General features: G+C 42.0%; 14 protein-coding genes. 7 read left to right on the top strand and 7 right to left on the bottom strand.

What is annotated here, in order from left to right:
- The first annotated feature begins 14 nt into the window (after positions 1-14).
- The 6 genes from folE to GWK08_RS17730 all read left to right on the top strand — a co-directional run bounded on the left by folE (position 15) and on the right by GWK08_RS17730 (position 4,832).
- A complete protein-coding gene (gene folE, locus GWK08_RS17755) occupies positions 15-695 on the top strand; it encodes a GTP cyclohydrolase I FolE (RefSeq protein WP_163608593.1) in 681 nt (226 codons plus the stop codon).
- A gap of 56 nt (positions 696-751) precedes the next feature.
- Positions 752-2,233 (top strand): cysteine--tRNA ligase, encoded by a 1,482-nt coding sequence (gene cysS, locus GWK08_RS17750; RefSeq protein WP_163608592.1) that lies wholly within the window; start codon positions 752-754, stop codon positions 2,231-2,233.
- A gap of 5 nt (positions 2,234-2,238) precedes the next feature.
- Entirely contained in the window at positions 2,239-2,463 is a 225-nt protein-coding gene (yidD, locus tag GWK08_RS17745; RefSeq protein WP_163608591.1) for a membrane protein insertion efficiency factor YidD, read from the top strand.
- A 77-nt stretch (positions 2,464-2,540) separates the two neighbouring features.
- Entirely contained in the window at positions 2,541-3,473 is a 933-nt protein-coding gene (gene lgt, locus GWK08_RS17740) for a prolipoprotein diacylglyceryl transferase (protein WP_163608590.1), read from the top strand.
- A gap of 2 nt (positions 3,474-3,475) precedes the next feature.
- A complete protein-coding gene (locus GWK08_RS17735; RefSeq protein ID WP_163608589.1) occupies positions 3,476-3,967 on the top strand; it encodes a DUF192 domain-containing protein in 492 nt (163 codons plus the stop codon).
- 1 nt (position 3,968) lies between these two features.
- Entirely contained in the window at positions 3,969-4,832 is an 864-nt protein-coding gene (locus GWK08_RS17730) for an alpha/beta hydrolase family protein (RefSeq protein WP_163608588.1), read from the top strand.
- Between the two features lie 287 nt (positions 4,833-5,119).
- Here GWK08_RS17730 and secDF read toward each other — a convergent pair whose 3' ends face one another.
- The 5 genes from secDF to asnB all read right to left on the bottom strand — a co-directional run bounded on the left by secDF (position 5,120) and on the right by asnB (position 14,396).
- Positions 5,120-8,092 (bottom strand): protein translocase subunit SecDF, encoded by a 2,973-nt coding sequence (gene secDF, locus GWK08_RS17725; protein ID WP_163608587.1) that lies wholly within the window; start codon positions 8,090-8,092, stop codon positions 5,120-5,122.
- Positions 8,093-8,268: 176 nt separating this feature from the next.
- Entirely contained in the window at positions 8,269-9,195 is a 927-nt protein-coding gene (gene mdh, locus GWK08_RS17720; protein WP_163608586.1) for a malate dehydrogenase, read from the bottom strand.
- Positions 9,196-9,279: 84 nt separating this feature from the next.
- Positions 9,280-10,287 (bottom strand): DUF6588 family protein, encoded by a 1,008-nt coding sequence (locus GWK08_RS17715; RefSeq protein ID WP_163608585.1) that lies wholly within the window; start codon positions 10,285-10,287, stop codon positions 9,280-9,282.
- A 237-nt stretch (positions 10,288-10,524) separates the two neighbouring features.
- Positions 10,525-12,465, bottom strand: a complete 1,941-nt coding sequence (gyrB, locus tag GWK08_RS17710; protein ID WP_163608584.1) for a DNA topoisomerase (ATP-hydrolyzing) subunit B — start codon at positions 12,463-12,465, stop codon at positions 10,525-10,527.
- 266 nt (positions 12,466-12,731) lie between these two features.
- Positions 12,732-14,396 carry an asparagine synthase B gene (gene asnB / locus GWK08_RS17705; protein WP_163608583.1) on the bottom strand — a complete coding sequence of 555 codons (1,665 nt, stop codon included), beginning with the start codon at positions 14,394-14,396 and terminating at the stop codon, positions 12,732-12,734.
- Between the two features lie 256 nt (positions 14,397-14,652).
- Here asnB and GWK08_RS17700 point away from each other — a divergent pair, with 256 nt between their 5' ends.
- Positions 14,653-15,192: a DUF2911 domain-containing protein gene (locus tag GWK08_RS17700; protein WP_163608582.1), complete on the top strand. Its 540-nt coding sequence runs from the start codon at positions 14,653-14,655 to the stop codon at positions 15,190-15,192.
- Positions 15,193-15,273: 81 nt separating this feature from the next.
- Here GWK08_RS17700 and GWK08_RS17695 read toward each other — a convergent pair whose 3' ends face one another.
- Both GWK08_RS17695 and GWK08_RS17690 read right to left on the bottom strand, forming a co-directional pair.
- The gene (locus GWK08_RS17695) at positions 15,274-16,890 is read right to left on the bottom strand and encodes an amidohydrolase (RefSeq protein ID WP_163608581.1); all 1,617 of its coding nucleotides are present in this window, start codon (positions 16,888-16,890) and stop codon (positions 15,274-15,276) included.
- Positions 16,891-17,079: 189 nt separating this feature from the next.
- Positions 17,080-18,837, bottom strand: a complete 1,758-nt coding sequence (locus GWK08_RS17690) for a porin family protein (RefSeq protein WP_163608580.1) — start codon at positions 18,835-18,837, stop codon at positions 17,080-17,082.
- Positions 18,838-18,876 lie beyond the last annotated feature (39 nt).

Here is an 18,876-nt window from a genome sequence, read left to right as displayed (position 1 = left end):
AAAAAGAAAAACAGATGAAAATAGACAAAATATTAGAAGAGCAATTTGAAGAAATAGGCGATAATCACGCTTCTTCTGCAGCGGAGACCCCGCTCAGAGATGATGCCTTTGAAATATCTGATGACGAAAAAATAGAGCGTATCCAACAGGATGTTTACAGCATCATGGAAACTCTCGGACTCGATCTTACAGACGACAGTTTAAGAGGAACTCCGAGAAGGGTTGCTAAAATGTTCGTAAAAGAGATCTTCGGAGGCCTTCGTCCTGATAAAAAACCGAGCGCTTCTACTTTTGAAAATAAATACAAATACGGCGAAATGTTGGTAGAAAAGAATATCACCGTATATTCTACCTGTGAGCATCACCTCCTGCCTATCGTTGGAAAAGCACATATTGCTTATATCTCCAAAGGAAAAGTTGTAGGACTGTCCAAGATGAACAGAATTGTTGATTATTTCGCCAAAAGACCTCAGGTTCAGGAAAGGATGACCATGCAGATCGTTCAGGAGCTACAAAAAGTACTTGGAACTAAAGACGTAGCTTGTGTGATCGATGCAAAACACCTATGTGTTAATTCCAGAGGGATCAGAGATATTGAAAGTAGTACGGTTACTGCCGAATTTGGTGGAAGGTTCAAAGAAACTGCCGTGCGAAGAGAGCTTCTGGATTATATAAAGCTCGATACGGAATTCTAGAGGAACCCTCCCTGAAAATATGTAGTTCAATCCGCGAATAAACCAGCAACAGAAAAATGCAACTGTACCAAGACCAGGAATTAAAGATCTATAACTCACTTACCGGACAAAAAGATATTTTCAAACCCATAAACGAAGGCCATATCGGAATGTACGTATGTGGCCCTACCGTTTACAGCAATGTACATTTGGGTAATGTAAGGACCTTTATGTCTTTTGATGTTATTTTTCGCTACCTGAAACATCTTGGCTACAAAGTGCGCTATGTTCGTAATATTACGGATGCAGGCCATCTTGAGAACGATGCCGATGAAGGAGAAGACAGGATCGCCAAAAAAGCACGCCTGGAGCAGATAGAACCGATGGAGGTCGTACAACGTTATACCGTGGATTTTCATACGATCCTTCAGAAATTCAACTTCCTCCCTCCAAGTATAGAACCCACCGCTACCGGACACATTATAGAGCAGATAGAGATCATTAAAGAGATCATGGATAAAGGACTGGCCTATGAAGTGAACGGTTCCGTATATTTTGATGTCCTGAAGTTTAATGAGACCAATAATTACGGAAAGCTGAGCGGAAGGAACATAGAAGACCTGATACACAATACCAGAGAATTATCAGGGCAGACAGAAAAAAGGAACCCTCAGGATTTTGCTTTATGGAAAAGAGCCGAGCCTCAGCACATTATGAGATGGCCTTCTCCCTGGAGTGACGGTTTCCCGGGGTGGCACCTGGAATGTACTGCCATGAGCACCAAATACTTGGGAGAGCAGTTCGATATTCACGGAGGTGGAATGGACCTTAAGTTCCCTCACCACGAATGTGAAATTGCCCAGGCAGAAGCCTGCAATGGCCATAGTCCGGTAAATTACTGGATGCACGCCAATATGCTTACCCTGAACGGTAAAAAGATGGCAAAATCTACCGGGAACAACATTCTTCCGAATGAGATATTCTCCGGGAACAACGATATACTCAGTAAGGCCTTTGCGCCTAATGTGGTGCGTTTCTTCATTCTTCAGGCGCATTACAGGAGTATCCTTGATTTTAGCAATGATGCATTACTTGCTTCCGAAAAAGGTTTCAACAAACTGATGGAGGCCATGAATTGCCTGGATCAGCTTGAAACTTCCGGTTCTTCCGATTTTGATGTGAACAAATGGAAGCAGGATTGCTACAATGCCATGAATGACGATTTTAACAGCCCTATCCTGATAGCGCAATTGTTTGAGGCTGTAAAGCAGATCAATCAGATAAAAGACGGGAAGGCTTCAATCACTACTGAAGACCTCAATACGCTTAAAGAGACCATGAATGCTTTTGTATTTGAGGTTTTAGGATTGGTAGATGCAGTAGCTGATAAGGACGATACGGATAAACTGAGCGGAGTGGTAGAACTACTTATCCGTTTGAGGGCAGAAGCAAGAGCAAACAAAGATTTTGCTACTTCAGACAAGATCAGGGACGAACTCCTGGCCATGGGTATACAGCTCAAGGACGGGAAGGATGGAACCAGCTTTTCCGTTAGCTGAAAAACATGATAAAAAAGATCCTCATAGCACCTTTTGTCCTGCTTATCAGGATGTATCAAGTGTTAATATCGCCTTTAACGCCGGCCACCTGCCGTTATTCCCCTACCTGCTCTCAATATTCCCTGGAAGCACTGAGAAAACACGGTATTATTAAAGGTGGAAAACTTGCCGTAAAGCGCATTTTCAGTTGTCATCCCTGGGGAGGAAGCGGTTACGATCCCGTACCCTGACGATTTTGTTTTTTTAAATTATTATTAGCATTCAAATCCCTATATTTACGATTAAATAAATTCATTAAAACAAATCAATGTATCTATTAGGTATTACGTGGAACCCCGACAAAGCATTGCTCGAGATAGGTTCTTTTCAGCTTCGTTATTACAGTCTGATGTTTGTTATTGCATTCTTACTGGGCTGGTATCTCACCAAAAAAATATTCAACAGAGAAAAACAACCCCTGGAAAAACTGGATACATTGTTCGTATATATGGTGATCGCCATTTTGATTGGAGCACGACTGGGACATGTTTTTTTCTATGACTGGGATTATTTCAGCAAACATCTGCTGGAGATATTCCTCCCCTTCCGGTTCTCTCCCAAATTTGAGTTTACCGGCTTTACCGGGCTGGCAAGTCACGGAGCCGCCATTGGGGTGCTGATAGCCATGTATTATTACAAAAAGAAGTACCCTGATCTAACCCTGGCCTGGATCCTGGACAGGATCGTGATTGCGGTTGCTTCGGGAGCTATTTTTGTTAGACTGGGGAATTTTATGAACTCCGAAATAAACGGAAAAGTAACGGATGAGTCATTCCCGCTGGGAGTGCGCTTTATACAGGACGCTATAAGTGAACGGCAGGCCATTCAGGAAACCGGAGCCAAAACAGCTTCGGAAGCCTATAATCTTATTGCCAAAGATCCTCAGTTTGCAGATATACTCAATGCGGTACCCTTCAGGCATCCGGCTCAGCTATATGAAGCCTTTGGCTATGTTTTTGTCTTCCTGATCCTCTGGTATGTATACTGGAAGACAGAAAAGAGAAAACAGCCATTCTTTTTATTCGGGCTTTTCCTTGTGCTGTTGTGGACGGTTCGCTTTTTTGTAGAGTTTCTCAAAGAAAGCCAGGGAGGTTTTGAAAGTTCGCTTGGCAATCTTTTATCGACCGGGCAATGGTTAAGTATTCCATTTATCATAGCCGGTTTTTATTTTATGTTCAAACCTTCAAAAAAGACCGCCTGATCATGCATCGTTTAAAAAAAATTGCTTTAATCGTCTTTACCGGAGCTGCACTGATGGTTTCCTGTAAGAAGGATAATAAGAATACCGATATCAAACCCAGGGAGATCAGCTTTAAAAAAGAGGGGGAACTAAAACTCTTTAAGGCGGATGGAACCCTTATCAAGCAACTCGATATAGAGATAGCAGATAATGACTATGAGACGGAAACAGGATTGATGCACAGGACATCCATGCCTGATAACCAGGGGATGCTGTTTATTTTTAAGGACGAGCAACCCCGTTTCTTTTATATGAAGAATACCGTATTACCACTTGATATTATCTATATAAATTCTGCAAACAAAGTAGTGAGTTTTATTGAGAATGCAGAACCTTTTAATGAAGACTCGCTTCCTTCCAACGAGCCTGCTCAGTACGTACTGGAAGTGAATGCCGGCCTGATTAAAAAATGGAATATTCAGGTGGGAGATTCTATAGAATTTACAAGAAGCTAAAATGCCTTTTAATGCCGAAGAATTTTACCTGAAAACCCCTATGGGGCATGAGATTCACGTTTCCTCATTCGGTCCTGCCGGAGAGGAACCCAAAGGCATTATTGTAATTTCTTCAGCTACAGGGGTACTTCAAAAATATTACGCCAAATTTGCTCAGTTCCTGAGTCATCATCAATATCGGGTATACACTTTCGATTACTACGGAATAGGAAACTCCTCTTCTGATATCAGGGATCTTAAAAAGAATGACCTCAGCATACAGCAATGGGGCAGTAACGATCAGGCCAGTGTATTAAAAATGGCCAAAGAACGGTCTCCCTCCACTCCCCTAACACTTATTACACACAGTATAGGAGGTCAAATACTGGGTTTTAACCCGTCTTATCATCTTCTGGATAAAATAGTCATGGTATCGCCTCAAAGTGGTTATTGGCGGTATTATGAAGGTCTGCATTATCCTAAGATGTGGTTGTTCTGGAACGCTATGATCCCGGTACTAACTCCCTTGTACGGGTATTTCCCTGCAAAGAAATTGGGTTTATTTGAGAACCTTCCTAAAAAGATGGTCTATGAGTGGGCAAAATGGGGCCGGCACAAAGAGTATATGTTTGGCCATATAGACACAGAAAAGGCCTTTTTTGACAAAATAGAGTGTCCTTTGCTTGTCCTGGGCTTCCCCAGGGATATCTATGCACCTAAAGCTGCCACCGACTGGCTGGCGGGTAAATATGAGAATGCCCGTATAGACCGGAGGCACCTGATACCCGAAGAGATGGGTATAGATGATGTACGCCATTTTGGTTTTTTCCGATCTAAATTTGAGGATCCGTTATGGAAGATCACCAAAGAATGGATAGAAAATTAACTATCTCCTATTTTACTTTCTCAAAAGCCCTGTAATTCCGATGCTTTTTAAAAATCCCATAGATATAATTTTTAAACAACCTGGTTATATATTTTAAATAACCTGGTTATACATTTTGAACAACCTGGATATATGTTTTAAATAACGTCGACATATATCTTCAATATCGCCGATGTTTTTTTTATATATCGACGGGATCTTTCCGCAGCTACCATACGGGTATAAAAAAACACCCCCGACATTGACTGTCAGGGGTGTTTTAATATTTGAACACTATTTTATATAGCTTATTTCTTTTTGTCTTTTTTACCCATGCTCTTCCTCAATGTATCGAACATTACAGGAGTTGCGATGAACAATGAAGAATATGTACCTACCAGGATACCTATGATCATTGCAAACATAAATCCTCTCAGCGATTCACCACCGAAGATGAATATTGCCAGTAACACCACTAAGGTTGTTAAAGAGGTATTTAATGTTCTTCCCAAGGTACTGTTCAGTGCCAGGTTAATGTTCTCACCATCTTTCCATCCTTTATCACCGACAATCTCCCTGATCCTGTCGAATACTACCACCGTATCATTCAGCGAGTATCCGATTACCGTCAGGATGGCCGCAATAAATGCCTGATCGATCTCCATGTTAAACGGCATGAACTTCCAGGTAAGCGAGAAGATACCCAATACGATCAGTACATCGTGGAATACCGCTGCAACCGCACCAAGTGAGAATTGCCATCTGCGGAAACGCAAGAGGATATAAAGGAATACTACTGCCAGGGATCCGAGGATCGCCCAAACCGCATTCTTTTTGATATCATCTGCAATCGTAGGTCCTACTTTGATCGATTGTAATACTCCGATCTTTCTGTCTCCACTTCCGTTTACGAATTCATCATATGTAATCTCCTGCGGAAGGTGCTTTTTAAGTCCGTCCAACAGGCTTCTTTGTATTTCTTCATCTACTTCAGCTCCTTCTACATCTACCTTGTATTTTGTGGTGATCTTCACCTGGTTCGGAGCCCCGAAAGTTTTTACCTGGGCACTTCCGAATATTTCCGTAAGATCTGTTTCGATCTCCGACGGAGTTACTACGTTCTCAAAACGCACCTGGTACGATCTTCCTCCTACGAAATCCACACCCTGGTTAAGTCCGTTAATAAAGAAAAGAGAACTTAAACCGATCACTACCAATACCGCAGAAACAACATAGGCTGTCTTACGTTTTGAAAGGAAGCTGATATTAAGGTTGGTGAACCATTTCTTGGTGATAGGTGTAGTAAAGTCTAAATTTCTTCCTTTACCGATATACCACTCTATTAGTAATCTTGTTACGAATATTGCTGTAAATAAGGAAGTACCGATACCAATTAATAAGGTAGTTGCAAAACCTTGAATAGGTCCTGTACCGAATACCAACAGGATCAATGCCGTTAAACCGGTAGTAATGTTGGCATCCAGGATAGACGACAATGCATTTCCGAATCCGTCGGCAACCGACTGTTTCATTCCTTTACCCTTGGAGAGCTCTTCCTTCGTTCGTTCGAAGATCAGTACGTTCGCATCCACCGACATACCGATAGTTAATACGATACCGGCAATACCTGGTAAGGTAAGTACCGCTCCAAGACCTGATAGTACCCCGAAGATCAAAAGAATATTGAAGATCAATGCGATATCTGCAAATCCACCTGCTTTTCCGTAATAGAAGATCATCCATACAAGTACAAGTGACATTGCAATAAGGAAAGATGTCAGACCGCTGCTAATAGCTTCCTGCCCTAATGAAGGCCCTACCACTTCTGACTGAATGATATCTGCAGAAGCAGGTAATTTACCAGCTCTTAATACATTGGCAAGGTCATTTGCTTCATTTAGTGTAAACTCTCCTGATATTTCTGAGTTTCCTCCGGCAATCGCTCCTCTGGATACTCCGGGTGCAGAATAAACGATATCGTCAAGAACGATCGCGATATTTCCCTGCTCCCTGAATGCTTTTCCTGTCATTTCCTCCCAGATCTTAGCTCCCTTACCATTCATCTGCATGGAAACAGAAGGTTTGTTGAACTGATCGTATGACTGGCTGGCATCTACTACCACACTACCACTTAATGGTGCTTCTTTTTCTCTGTTAGATTTTATAGCGTAAAGATCTACTGTCTGTGCATCTCCTTCAACTTTACTCCAAAGGAATCTTGCAAACTGAAGCTCTGAAGGTAATACCTGTTTTGCTTCTCTGCTATTCAGGTAAGAGTTGATAGCAGCTGTATCCTTGATCGCAAAAGTGGCAATTACAGGAGAACCTGTCTGCCCTCCGCCTACGATAAGGTCGAAAATCGGATTAACCTGATTAGCTACATCCAGTGAATCCTGGTTGATATCTGATAAAAGTGAATCGATCTCGGAAGTTGCTTCTTCCTGCGTTTCTTCCTTTTCCGATTCCACAATACTTTTTACAGCATCGTTAGCAGCAATTAGGAAAGGTGCTACTTCGTTAGCTTTAAATGTTTCCCAGAACTCTAACTGAGCTGTACTCTGTAAAAGTTTTTTAACCCTGTTTACATCTTTGGCTCCCGGTAATTCTACAAGAATACGACCGGAAGTACCTAAACGCTGAATATTAGGCTGGGTAACCCCGAACTTATCGATACGTTTTCTAAGTACTTCGAATGCAGAAACAATAGATTCGTCAATTTTTCTTCTGATCACCGGACGAACCTGGTCATCAGCCATTTGGAAATTGATCTCATCACTTAATGTCTTATTGGCAAAAATATCTGGAGAAGCCAGTTTGGTATCTCCTTTAATTGCGTCGAAGGCATCAAAAAATAAATCAAGATAGATCTTATCACTGCTCTTGGAAGCCTCATCGGCATCTGCAAGTGCCCTGTTGAAAACAGGATCTTTGGAGTTATTAGACAATCCCTTTAAAATGTCCTTTACGGAAATCTGAAGGATCACATTGATACCCCCCTTGAGATCCAGACCTTTGTTTAATTCCTTTTCCTTGGCTTCATTATAGGTAAAACTTGTAAAACCCAAGTCATAAACCGTCTGACTACCAATAGAATCCAGGTACCTGGCCTGTTCTGCATCTCGCTTTTCAACATAGTTAGGCTCCGTTTCAGCTATTTTGTTAGTGGCAAACGTTGTTGCTTCATCCTCTACTTTACCTGTAATAAAGGTAAACGAGAGCTGATAGATACTAACGATCCCGAATAAAATAGCAAACAGCCTGATAAGTCCCTTGTTCTGCATTACTTTTTGTATTTAATATTTCATTTAAAAAACGAGCAAATATATAATTTCCATAGTGATTTAACAATATATTTTAGAAGTTTGTTGCTAATTTTAAGAGCCTGGAGCCTTATTTTTTTCACAACAAAAAAGCAGCCCAAATGAGCTGCTTTTATTTTATGCTTGTAAATATTCTACTACAAATTCAAAAGTCCGTTGGTTTTTCTAACCCCTTCGGCGCTTTCCTGGATTTTTGCTTTTTCGGCATCGTTAAGGTTAATCTCAACAATTTTCTCTATTCCGTTTCTTCCAAGAACAACCGGAACTCCTATAGAAATATCATTTAATCCGTATTCTCCTTCCAGCAGAGCCGAACATGGGAATATCTTCTTCTGATCGCAAGCTATTGCCTGAACCAATCCGGACACTGCAGCTCCCGGTGCATACCAGGCACTAGTACCAAGCAATTTGGTAAGGGTAGCCCCTCCTACTTTAGTATCTTCTTTAACCTGATCCAGTCTTTCCTCAGAAATATATTCAGAAACAGGTACGCTATTTCTTGTCGCCAGTCTGGTTAGAGGAACCATTCCTTTATCGCTATGTCCTCCGATCACCATTCCGTCTACATCTGAGATCGGTGCTTCAAGAGCTTCTGCCAATCTGTATTTAAAACGGGCACTGTCTAAAGCACCACCCATTCCGATAATTCTGTTTTTAGGAAGATCTGTAGTCTTGTGTACCAGGTAAGTCATGGTATCCATAGGATTACTCACGACAATCATGATAGCATTCGGAGACTGCTCGATCAAACTGGAAGAAACCGTTTTTACAATTCCCGCATTGATACCGATCAATTCTTCTCTGGTCATTCCCGGCTTACGCGGAATTCCTGAAGTGATCACAACGATATCACTGTTTGCAGTTTTAGTATAATCATTCGTAGTTCCTGTTATTTTCGTATCAAATCCGTTAAGCGAAGCTGTTTGCATCAGGTCCATCGCTTTTCCTTCAGCATATCCTTCTTTGATATCCAACAATACTACTTCAGAAGCAAAATTTTTAATTGCTATGTATTCTGCACAGCTTGCTCCAACAGCACCTGCGCCTACAACGGTAACTTTCATGTTTTTTTTAGTTTAGATAATGAATTCCACAAAATTAAAGAATTAGTCGTAACCGCTTCCCTATACTTAAAAAAAATTCAAATATTACCTAAACCCAAAGCTCAACGCCAAGGAAACATTATCGTATTCGGCCAATGTATAGTCTGCATTGATCCTGAAAAAACCTAGTTTTAATCGCACTCCCACAGTTCCCCGTACTCCTGTTACCTTATTTTCTATGGAAAAAGGATCGACCAGGGTCTGGTTTCCGAGAACTCCCGACTGTACATTAAAGGTTCCTTTAAGGTCGGTTTCGGATTTACCGTTTATATATCCGATCCCTCCGTAAACATTAAAAACAGGAAGTTTTGTAGATCCTATTAACTGGAACAACCAGGTAGAAGTAGAATTTTCCAATCGCTGGTCCTGTCCGCTCACAATACTAGTACTGGTAAAATCGTAAGTACCATCCAGGTTCGTATACGCTATCAGACCGGAGATCGCTACCGGAAACAGTTTATCTGCCGGCAACCAGGAAGTAATTTCATGCTGTATCCCGAAACCAAACAAACCTGCATTCACATCGTCGGTCTCTACTTTAGGAAAATAGCGAGCTTTTAACTCTGTTCCTTTTATCAGGCCTATACTTCCCTGAATAAAGGCACTGGGAACAAAATTAATATCTGCCGATCCGAGTCCGGTTGGTAATTCAAAAACCGCATCGTCTACAGCACCCGGTAATGGCCCTTCGGCAACCACGGTAATACCTTCTATATCACCAAAAGCCGTCGACACTTCTCGGGAAGTACTTCCGTCCTGAAATCTCAGGTTCTCGTAGTCGTTCACATCCAGAACAAAGGACTTGTTCTCATCCTTTACAAAAGATGCATTGGCTACAATAGAGATCTCAAAGCCAAAAAGCTTTTTCGCCTTTCCGCTGTTAAACCATCCGTTGTTAAGATTGTAAACGATCCCTTCGGTTGCAGGATCAAGATAAGATTGCGTAAAACGCCTTGCGTCGTTAACTCCGGACGCCAGAAGGTCATCAATATTTTCCTGGGCATAGGATTGCCATCCCAGAAAAAAAACAGCAATAAACAGTAGTTTTTTCATAGTTTCTAATGATTTGAGGGCTTCAAATTAGTTAAAAAATAAAGAAAATCATCAGTTTTATGTATTTACTCCTTATGGTCAGAGTATTAGCAAAACCGGGTTAAATACCCATCATGATTCTCAAATAAGTAAAACGAAAAAGTTCTGTTTATAGTATTTCCGGCTATTTTAATATACCGGCAAATAAAAAACCCTGACGACGATCGCCAGGGCTTTTTCCAATCTTAACAATATATTCTATGCATCTATATTCGCATAAACTGCATTTTTCTCGATGAATTCCCTACGTGGTGGAACCTCATCCCCCATTAACATAGAGAACACTCTGTCTGCCTCACTACCGTTATCGATAGTTACCTGACGAAGGGTCCTGTTTTCAGGGTTCATGGTTGTTTCCCACAGCTGTTCGGCGTTCATCTCTCCAAGACCCTTGTAACGCTGCACTGCTGCACCGCTTCCGAAGGATTCCTGTAAAATATCCCGTTCTTTATCGTTCCATGCGTACTCCTTCTTACTTCCTTTTTTAACAAGGTATAAAGGTGGAGTAGCAATGTACACATAACCGTTCTCTATAAGGTCTTTCATATACCTGAAGAAGAAGGTAAGGATCAGGGTAGAAATGTGAGATCCATCGACGTCGGCATCACACATGATCACTACTTTGTGATATCTCAGCTTTTCCAGGTTCAGTGCTTTACTGTCCTCTTCGGTTCCTATGGTTACCCCCAGAGCCGTAAAAATATTTCTGATCTCTTCATTTTCGAAGACCTTGTGCTGCATGGCTTTCTCCACATTAAGGATCTTACCCCTCAAAGGAAGGATGGCCTGGAAGTTACGATCACGTCCCTGTTTGGCCGTTCCACCCGCCGAGTCTCCCTCGACAAGGAATACTTCACATTTTTCAGGATCCTGCTCCGAACAATCGGATAATTTTCCGGGAAGCCCGCCACCGCTCATTACGGTCTTACGCTGTACCATTTCCCTTGCTTTACGGGCCGCATGACGTGCCTGTGCTGCCAGGATCACTTTCTGCACTATGGTCTTGGCATCGTTAGGATGCTCCTCCAGATAGTTTTCCAGCATTTCCGATACCGACTGAGATACAGCAGAAGTAACCTCCCTGTTCCCCAACTTGGTTTTGGTCTGCCCCTCGAACTGAGGTTCCGCAACCTTTACGGAAACAATAGCCGTCAGACCTTCGCGGAAATCATCTCCGGAGATCTCAAACTTTAATTTATCCAGTAAGCCGGAAGCATCTGCATATTTCTTTAAGGTAGTGGTCAATCCTCTCCTGAAACCGGAAAGGTGAGTACCTCCTTCGTGTGTATTAATATTATTCACATAGGAGTGAAGGTTTTCATTAAATGAAGTATTGTATACCATGGCAACCTCTACCGGTATATCGTTCTTCTCTCCTTCCATGGATATCACATCGGCAATAAGCGGCTCTCTGTTACCATCCAGGTAACGGATAAACTCTTTCAGACCTTCTTTGGAATGGAAAGTCTCTCCTTCATATTCTCCGTCTTCTTTCTTATGGCGTTTATCGGTAAGAGAGATCGTTATTCCCTTATTCAGGAATGAAAGCTCCCTCATACGTCCTGCCAGGGTATCGTAGTTGTACTCCAGAGTTAACTGGAAGATGGTAGGATCCGGTTTAAAATGTACGATCGTCCCGTTAAAATCGGTATCACCTGTAGATTTTACCGGATAAAGAGGTTTTCCTCTCTCATATTCCTGCTCCCACACTTTACCGTCTTTATGCACAATGGCATGCAGATGATCTGAAAGTGCGTTTACACAGGAAACACCAACTCCGTGCAGACCTCCGGAAACCTTATAGGAATCCTTATCGAACTTTCCTCCCGCACCGATCTTTGTCATTACTACTTCAAGAGCTGAAACCCCTTCTTTCTTGTGAATACCAACCGGGATCCCTCTACCATTATCCTGTACGCTAATGGAGTTATCCTCGTTAATGATCACTTCAATGGTATCACAATGTCCTGCAAGGGCTTCATCAATAGAATTATCCACTACTTCATACACCAGGTGGTGCAATCCTCTTACACCAACATCTCCAATGTACATCGACGGACGCATACGCACGTGCTCCATTCCTTCCAGTGCCTGGATACTATCTGCCGAGTAGTTATTTTTATTCAATTCTTCACTCATAAATCGTAGGTTGTAATTTAATATTCAGTAAACAGACAAATATAACAAACCCATAATAAAATCAGGTGCTCAGCAGGCATTGAAGCTGTTAAGTTATTAACAAATTTTGTTAAAAAACAGCAAAAAAAAGCGCTGCCGAAGGCAACGCTCTAAGATCAAAGCAATTAGCTAAAAATAAATCACACTTTTCTCATATTTTTTGCATCCAAAAAGGACGAATTTCACTATAGCTGATCTTTATTTTTCTTCCGGATACGAAGCACGTATTAATAGGCATCGACATGCACTTTTGAGATCGCTCTTCCGGAAGGTTCATTCATGTTTTTAAAGGATTCATCCCACTCCAGGGCTACAGGTGTACTACAGGCCACGGAGGCTACCGAAGGCACCGTTAAAGCAGCCGCATCCGAAGGGAAATGTTCTTCAAAAACAGAACGGTAATAATATTCTTCTTTTGTTTTAGGGGTCTGCAACGGAAAACGATAGGCTGCATTACGCATTTGTTCATCGCTTACTTCGATCTCCACCACATCTTTCAGGGTATCTATCCAGTTATATCCAACCCCGTCACTGAACTGTTCTTTCTGCCTCCAGGCAACACTTTCTGGCAAATAAGACTCAAAAGCCTTTCGAAGCACCCATTTTTCCATACGCTCGCCGTTGATCATTTTGTCCTGTGGGTTGATGCGCATCGCCACATCCATAAACTCCTTATCTAAAAAAGGCACTCTTCCTTCAATACCCCAGGCAGCCAGTGATTTGTTAGCCCTGAGGCAGTCATACTGATATAATTTATCCAGTTTCCTTACGGTTTCCTTGTGAAATTCTTCAGCACTGGGTGCCTTGTGAAAGTACAGGTAGCCCCCGAAGATCTCATCGGCTCCTTCTCCCGAAAGCACCATCTTTATCCCCATAGACTTGATCACTCTTGCCATCAGATACATAGGTGTAGATGCACGGATGGTAGTGATATCGTAGGTTTCCAGGTGATAGATCACATCTTTTATGGCATCCAGACCTTCCTGGATAGTAAAAGTAACCTCATGATGTACCGTCCCGATATGATCGGCTACTTTCCTGGCAGCTTCCAGGTCGGGTGAGCCCTCCAGGCCTATAGAGAATGAATGCAGTTGCGGCCACCAGGCTTCTGCCTGATCGTCGGTCTCTATTCTTTTCTGAGCGTACTTCTTCGCCACCGCAGATGTGATAGAAGAATCCAGTCCGCCGGAAAGTAACACTCCGTAGGGAACATCACTCATCAGTTGTCTGTGAACTGCAGCCTCCAGGGCTTCTCTCAGCGCTTCTACCTGCGTCTCTGCTTCCTTAACCGTTTCGTATTCCATCCAATCTCTCCTGTACCATCTTTTTAGCTCTCCGTACTTGCTGGACAGGTAATGTCCGGGAGGAAAAACTTCTATTTTATTACATACACCTTCCAGGGCTTTTAATTCCGAAGCCACGTAGAAAGTCCCGAACTTATCCCAGCCAATATATAAGGGAATGATCCCCATATGATCCCTGGCTATCAGGTATTCATCTTTTTCCACGTCGTAAAGGGCAAAGCCAAAAATACCATTAAGCTCATCTATAAAATCTATTCCTTTTTCTCTGTATAAAGCGAGGATCACTTCACAGTCTGAGTGAGTGAGGAAGTCGTACTCCCCATCGAATTGCTTCCTGATATTGCGGTGATTATATATCTCTCCATTAGCGGCAAGTACCAGTTTTCCATCGGCACTCAGCAGAGGCTGTTTTCCTGAAGCAGGATCTACAATAGCCAATCTTTCATGGGCGAGAATGGCATTCTTCTCGCTGAATATTCCGCTCCAATCAGGTCCTCTGTGCCGGATCTTTTTAGCCATTTCCAATAATTGAGGCCTCAGGACCTCTCCCTTCTGTTTTAAATCGAAAGCACAAACAATTCCACACATAATTAAAATTTAGTTTTTCAAATACGAAGCAAATATTAATTATATGTATTAATTTAAAAACATAATATGCAATTATAGTTTTAAATAGTAATATAAAATCATATTTTAATATCGAATAGAAACTCGTAAAATATCATCGTTAAGGATTAAACGACGATTTGTAAGTGAGAGCATTACTTTAACAGTTAATTGTTAAATTTTAACAAAAGCATAAGAACATCATTTTATAGCTTTACAGTTCAAAATTTTAACAAAAATGAAAAGAATCATCACACTATTAATGTTCGTAGCGGCATTTACTTTTTCAAACGAAATCTCAGCACAAAAATTCCCTGCACTGGATAAGAGTCCTGCTGATATTGCCATTTACAGAACAGAACGAGGTGCACCAGCACTAATCAAAACTGTTTACGGAAGACCAATGTTAAAAGGAAGAAAGCTTGGAAGCGAGCTTGCACCTTACGGAAAGATCTGGAGAACAGGAGCCAATGAAGCTACAGAAGTTACTTTTTACAAAGATGCTACTGTAGGAGGAAAAAAATTAAAAGCCGGAACTTATGTTTTACATACTATTCCCGGTGAAAAAGAGTGGACAGTTATTCTGAACACCAACCTAAACGTATGGGGAGCTTATCAGCATGATGCGTCTAAGGACGTTGCTAAATTTACTGTTCCTGCTTCTTCTGGAGATGAGTCTCTGGAAGCATTTTCTATTGCCTATGCACCTGCCGGTGGAGGTGTAAACCTGGTTTTAGGATGGGACAAAACAAGAGTAGCAATCCCAATTAAGATGTAAGAAATTATTATTTTAATAATTCTAACAAAAAAAGCCCTGACAATAATTGTCAGGGCTTTTTTTTATTTATTGTTTCTCTGATTACTTTACTTTAACCCCTCCAATAAAGGTCTCTTTTACCTCTACCTCAGGGATCTCGTTTACAGGAACCGTCATAATATCTCTGTCCAGAACGATAAAATCTGCAAACTTTCCTTCTTCAATACTTCCTTTCTCATCTTCTTCAAAATTGGAATATGCTGCCCAGATAGTCATTCCTTTTAGGGTTTCTTCCCTGCTAAGTGCTTCTTCCGGTAAAAAACCTCCTTCCGGGTAATTCTCCAGGTCTTGTCTGGCCACTGCTGCATAGAAAGTTAAGAACGGGCTCACTCTTTCTACGGGGAAATCTGTTCCCAGAGCCACGGTTCCGGCTTTATTCAAAAGCTTTTTAAAAGCGTAGGCCCCTTTTATCCTGTCCGGTCCTACCCTGTCTTCTGCCCAGTACATATCGCTGGTGGCATGTGTTGGCTGTACGGAGGGAATGATCCCATTTGAAAATGCATCAAAATCGTCGAGATCAACTACCTGTGCATGTTCTATCTTCCAGCGTCTGTCTCCTTTATCTTTTAATACTTCCATATAGGTTCTGAGGATCACGGCATTTGCAGAGTCCCCGATAGCATGTGTATTCATCTGGTAATCGGATGCTGCTATTCTTTCGGCCAGCGCCTGTACATCGGCAACTGAAGTTACCAGCGCTCCGAAATGTCCTTCCTTATCGGAATACGGTTCTTTTAGAGCCGCTCCCCTGGATCCTAAAGCTCCGTCTCCGTATACTTTTACGGATCGCACATTGAGTTTTTCTGTTTTGATCACCCCTTCTTTCAGATAATAATCCAGGTTTTCCTTGTTGTTACTGATCATTGCATAAACCCTCATTTTAAGGTCTCCCGCATTCTGAAGGCTGTCTATCAGTTCGATGGTCGATTTGTTAAGACCTGCATCGTTAACCGTAGTTAAACCATAGTCAAAACAGGTCTTCTGAGCATCCATCAGCGCCTGAATACTGGTTTGCATATCGGGTGCAGGGATCACAGCATCTACAAGGCGCATAGGGTTATCTATCAGGATCCCGGTTGGTTTTCCGTCCTTAAGTTCCACTTCTCCCCCGGCTATTTTGGTAGCTGCGGTTATTCCTGCCATATCCAGGGCCTTCTGGTTTACCAGGTAAGCATGACCATCTACCCTCTTCAGGGCAACGGGTGTATCAGGGAATAATTCGTCCAATCGGTCTTTGGTGGGGAATTCCTTTACTTCCCAATCGTTCTGATCCCATCCTCTTCCGGTGATAAAAGGCGCTTGCTTTTCCTCCTGAAAAGCTACTACTTTCTCCAGTACATCATCATAACTTGTCGTTCCCATCAGATCCACTACCTGCATATTGAGGCCAAGGCCGTAAAAATGACAGTGTGCATCGATAAGTCCGGGGACAACTGTCTTTCCATCAACATCAATCACTTCGGCTGCAGTGTAATTGTCCACGATCTCCTGGGTAGTTCCTATTTTCAGGAACTTTCCGTCTTTTATAGCAAACGCTTCCGCTTTACCGAAATCGGCATCGACGGTATATGCATTTGCGTTGATCACGATCATATCCGCTTCCTGTTTGGTGTTACAGGAAAAAATCAAAACGGATAACAAAAGAATATATCTCTTCATTTTTCAAGATTTTTTGATTAGCTAATAATATTATTCCAGTTAATGTTTCCGTAAAAATAAGCTTTCTCGGTATTTCTTCCCGCACAGATTTAGGAGTTTATGTGTATTCTAAAACAAAAAGCACCTGACACTGGGCCAGATGCTTTCCGATTTCGACCATTCGAAATTGATGTGGTATTTTAAATATTTTTAGAAATCAAATTTATAGGTAGCTCCTGCAAGTACCTGGAAGCCCTGTACTCTGTAGTTTGCCCATCGCGCGTATTCATTTCCGCTAATGTTATTTGCTTTTACAAAGGCTGTTAACTGATCGCCGAAGCGGTAACCGGCATGTGCATTTACATCAAAATAACTGTCAAGGGTAACTTGCTGGGTAGGTACCACTGCAAGAGGATCCCCCAGATTATCCGGAGTAAACAGATCTTCCCTTTCTCCTACATAAAAGATATTTGCCCCAAGGAACCAGTGCTCATCTATCTGATAATCCCCGAAAAGAGAACCTTTAATGGTTGGTAAATTCCAGGCTTCCTGCTCATCATCTGAAGTATATTCAAAAACTTCTGCATTGATCCCCAGTGTAAAATTCCTGTTTACGTTAATATTCAACTCCCCGAAAACAGAGATTGTCTTTACATCATCATAAACGATATCGAATGAATTTCCATAGGCGAAACCGCTTTGAGGATCGCTAAAGAAATTTACCGGATTTAACCTGTACAAGGCTTTGTTATTCTCTGCTTTAAAGGATCCGCGGAGATTATAACCCACATTGGAATGCAATCGTCCTTTTACCCCCACATAAGCATCGTACTGCTGATCTGTAGGCGTAACGTTTAGTGTGGGAGATACAAACTGATTGTCCTCTACAAAACCGTGATAAGTATTCTGCACCAGTTTTCCTTCAATCCCTCCGTAGGCGATCACATATTCATCTACCAGCCTGTACGAAGCCGTAACATTCGGATAGATAAAGAAATCATTATCGCTATTCTCCGGATCCAGAGCGTAGACGATCGTCGCTCCCAGGTTTACAGTCAGGTCATCTCTGAGTATTACCAGATTGGGGGTTACCCCAAGAATAAGAGAACTGTAATTGAGTTCCTGATCGGCATTGAAAAAGCTTCGGTCGAAACCTCCCTTAAGATAATCTATCGCAAAGTTGGTGGTGATCAGCTCATCTGCTATCGGAATTTCGAAAGTAGGTTTTATATATGCTCTGAACTCACTGCTGCTCTCACCATCAAAAAAACCACGTATTAAGGCTTCTCCATTCTTAAAATAGGAATCCTTGATCTCCAGATCGGCTTTTACAAAGCCTGTCAGGTAAGATTGTTTTTCATCTATGCCATCCAGCGTAGGCTGATCGAAGGTAATCTGCTCCGGAAGGCCATACCAGTTATATGCCTGGTGCTGTGCTCCTCCTTCCAGTCCCCAGTTCAGGTCTCTTGTTCTTTTCTTATAAGCTCCTTCCAGGCGGGTATTAAAAAAGTTATCGTCGAGGACCACTCCGTCTATCCCACCCTGAGATGAATGGTGATTAAAAGAAATATCCAGGGTTTCATCCCTGTTCAACGCCCTGCTGGTATAGAAATCTACGAGAGCATTGGTAAAATTCCCCAGGCCAACCGACACATAACTGTCGTAAAGAACCTCTCTCTTGGCTTTTTTCACTCCGGTGGCTTTCCCCTTGGCCGGAACAAAAGTAGATGCTACGGGAACAGAGAAAATGCTGTATTTTACCTTCTTCTTACGAGTAGTAACCGAGTCGTTCAACTTCGGGGTCTGCTTTACTTTAAAAGCATCTGAAATAGTCGGGGTATAGGATTTTACCACATTCACTACCTCGGTCCCGATATTTTTTTTCTCATCTTCCTTTTTATCCTGTGCCCATACCGATGTCAGGGGAATAAGCACAAAGAAAATGATCTGTCCAAACCGTCTGTACATGTGTTTATTATTCTGTCTGTTCATTCTCAAATATATCGT

This window comes from Leptobacterium flavescens (genome assembly GCF_010671605.1).
GTDB lineage: Bacteria > Bacteroidota > Bacteroidia > Flavobacteriales > Flavobacteriaceae > Leptobacterium > Leptobacterium flavescens.
Note: the sequence above shows the minus strand (reverse complement) of the source record. Positions and strands in the feature narration are given on the sequence as shown.